The sequence below is a fragment of the Salinispora vitiensis genome (assembly GCF_000378825.1).
Taxonomy (GTDB): domain Bacteria; phylum Actinomycetota; class Actinomycetes; order Mycobacteriales; family Micromonosporaceae; genus Micromonospora; species Micromonospora vitiensis.
Window position 1 is genome coordinate 4,097,271 of sequence record NZ_KB900388.1, and the last position, 2,530, is coordinate 4,099,800.

At 65.5% G+C, this 2,530-nt stretch carries 3 protein-coding genes; all 3 read right to left on the minus strand.

Annotation, left to right across the window (positions count from 1 at the left end; genetic code table 11):
• Positions 1 to 787: WXG100 family type VII secretion target (locus SALPAC2_RS25085; protein WP_033775296.1), on the minus strand; the 787-nt coding region annotated here is incomplete at its 3' end.
• A gap of 124 nt (positions 788 to 911) precedes the next feature.
• Positions 912 to 2,117 (minus strand): type VII secretion-associated serine protease mycosin, encoded by a 1,206-nt coding sequence (gene mycP / locus SALPAC2_RS0119440; protein ID WP_018218303.1) that lies wholly within the window; start codon positions 2,115 to 2,117, stop codon positions 912 to 914.
• Between the two features lie 94 nt (positions 2,118 to 2,211).
• On the minus strand, positions 2,212 to 2,530 hold a 319-nt coding region (locus tag SALPAC2_RS25090), incomplete at its 5' end, for a hypothetical protein (protein ID WP_033775298.1).

Consider the following 2,530-nt stretch of genomic DNA (forward strand, 5'->3'; position numbering starts at 1 on the left):
GCGGGGAGGGCGTTGTCGCGTCGGGGCGGGGGAGTAGTTCTGGTCGGTCCCCGGGCACGGTCGCTCCGGATGGCCCCGTCCCGATCGAGGTGTTCGGCAGCATGGGCGGCGAGAGCTGCCCGTCAAATGTACCGTGGAGTTCCTTTGGCCCTTTGTATCTGCCGCCGCGTTGGATGTTGGTGTGGGCGACGTCGACGTACAGCTCGGCTAGCGGCTTGACGATGTTTTTCGCGCGCTCATGGAACTCTTTTGTCACCTGCTCGTACGTCTTGCCGTTGTTCAAGCCAAATAAGTCGCCGGCTTGAATGCCTTTGTCTGCCTCACGGATTTGGTATTGGCGGTCCTGCTCGGCGAGGTAGGTCTGCCAGAGCTCGTCCATTTCCCGTCGGGTCTTGGTGATCGTGTAGCCGACCTGTTCCAGACCGCGGGCGTGTCTTTCGGCGACCTCGGTCCACTCGTCCAGTGAGTAGAGGGCTGCGCCTACCCTGCTCATGAAGTATTGGCCCGCGGGTGAGTGCCATCTCGCTGCCAGCCCGTCGGCGTGCCGTTTCAGGTTTTCCCGGGTGGCCTGTAGCAGGGTGCTGGTGCGGCGCCATGCCTCGGCGAGGGCGAGGGTGCGTTCGTCGCTCTCGCCGTGGACAAGCGTCCGCATCTGTTCGATGTCGACCGCGTCCCAGGGGGTGGGGGTGTAGTCCGCGGTCGGGTTGTCGACGTAGTCGTCGTTGCGATCGGAGCCGTGCCGATGGTGTAGTGGGGTCGGTCTCCACTCGTAGTACTGCTCTGTCATCCCCGCTCCTCAGCTCTGTGTCCCGTCCGCACCGATCAGGCCCGTGGATCAACCGCGGGCGGAGCCGCATTGTCGCCCTGCTGCCAGGCGCTGTCGAGGATCACGATGCTCTGGTCTGTGGTGGTTAGTTGGGGCGTTGCCAGTGGGTGTGGTCGGTGGGGTGGGCCGGTGGTGGTGTGGTGGTGGTGGGTGTGGTGGGTGTGGTGGCGAGTCGTCGGCGGCGGCGTAGGAGGAGTAGTGCGGTGGTGGTGGCGAGGCCGAGGATGGCGACGATGATTGTGGTGATGAGGATTGGTTGGAGGTTGTTGTTTGTTGGTTGTTCTGAGTTGCGGGCGAGGTCGAGGGCGGGGTCGAGTGTTGGTTCTGGGGTGGGGGTTTGGGTTTGGGTGGTGCGGCCGTCTGGTTCGCCGGTGAGGGCGGCGCGTAGGTCGAGGGTGCCCCAGCCGTATTCGGGGTCTCGGCCGGGTTCGCCGGCGTCGCGGGTGGTTTCGGTCATTCGCTTGAACAGGTCTTGTGAGCTGATGTTGGGGTATTTCGATTTCACCAGGGCGACGGCGCCGGAGGCGACTGCGGTGGCACCGCTGTTACTGGTGACCGTTGTGTATCCCCCGCCGGGCTCTGCGCGGTAGAGGTCTTCGGCGGGTACGGCGAGATGAATCTCCTGGGCTTTGAGTGAGCCGAGTTGGCTGGGTTGGCCGTCGCGGTCCAGACCGGCTACTGCGAGCGTGGCGTCGTGTCGTGCTATGGAGCTGATGATCGTGTTTTCCCGGTTACCGATACCGGCGACGACGATTACGTTGTTCTGGTAGGCCCGCTCGACCGCCCGGTCAAGTGCCGTGTCGTGCGGGGTATGCAGGGAGAGGTTGATGACGTCTGCGCCCTGGTCAACCGCCCAGTCGATTGCGAGCGGGACCTCGCTCTTAACGGCGGACGTCTCTCCGACGTTGATTGGGAGGATTTTGGCTTTGGGGGCGATGCCGAGGACTCCGTCGCGGCCGTTGGGGCCGTGTCCGTGTCCGGCGATGAGGGAGGCCACCCCGGTGCCGTGGCCGTTTCGGTCTTTATGTCCGTTGGACTGGTCGTCGTAGATGTCTGTGCCGGGTAGGACGTTGTTTTTGAGGTCGGGGTGGGTGGCGTCTACGCCGCTGTCGATGACGGCAACGGTGATTCCTTCGCCCTGGGTGATTTTGTGCATTTCGGTGAGTTCGAGGGCGTCGAGGTACCAGGCGTCGTTTCGGTCGGCGGCTGCTGCTGGTGGGGCTGGTATGCCGAGGGCCATGATGGCGGTGAGTGCGGCGGTGATGGTGGTGGTTGGGCGGGCGAGGCGCATCCGTGGGTACCTCCTTGGGCCGTGGGGTGGCCGGTGCGGTGGTGGCATGGTGTGGGCCGGTCACCTGTGGTGGGTGACCGGCCCGGGTGGGGGTTTAGCTTTGGCCGAGGGCTTTGCCGTGGTGTCGTGGTCGTTGTTCGGTGGGTGTGGTGATGGTGCCGGTTGGGGGTGGGGTGGTGGTCCAGAGTTCGTCGTCGCCGTCGCCGTATTCCCAGGTTTCGGCTTTGTCGGTGGTGTGTCGTGTTCTGGCGTGGCCGCCTAGTGGTGCGGGTCCGGTGCTGCCGGGCGTTCGGGTGCCGCCGGGCGTTCGGGTGTTGCCGGTGGCGGTCTGGGCGGTGAGGGGTGCGCCGCCGGGCGTTCGGGTGCCGCCGGTGGCGGTCTGGGCGGTGAGGGGTGCGCCGCCGGGTGTTCGG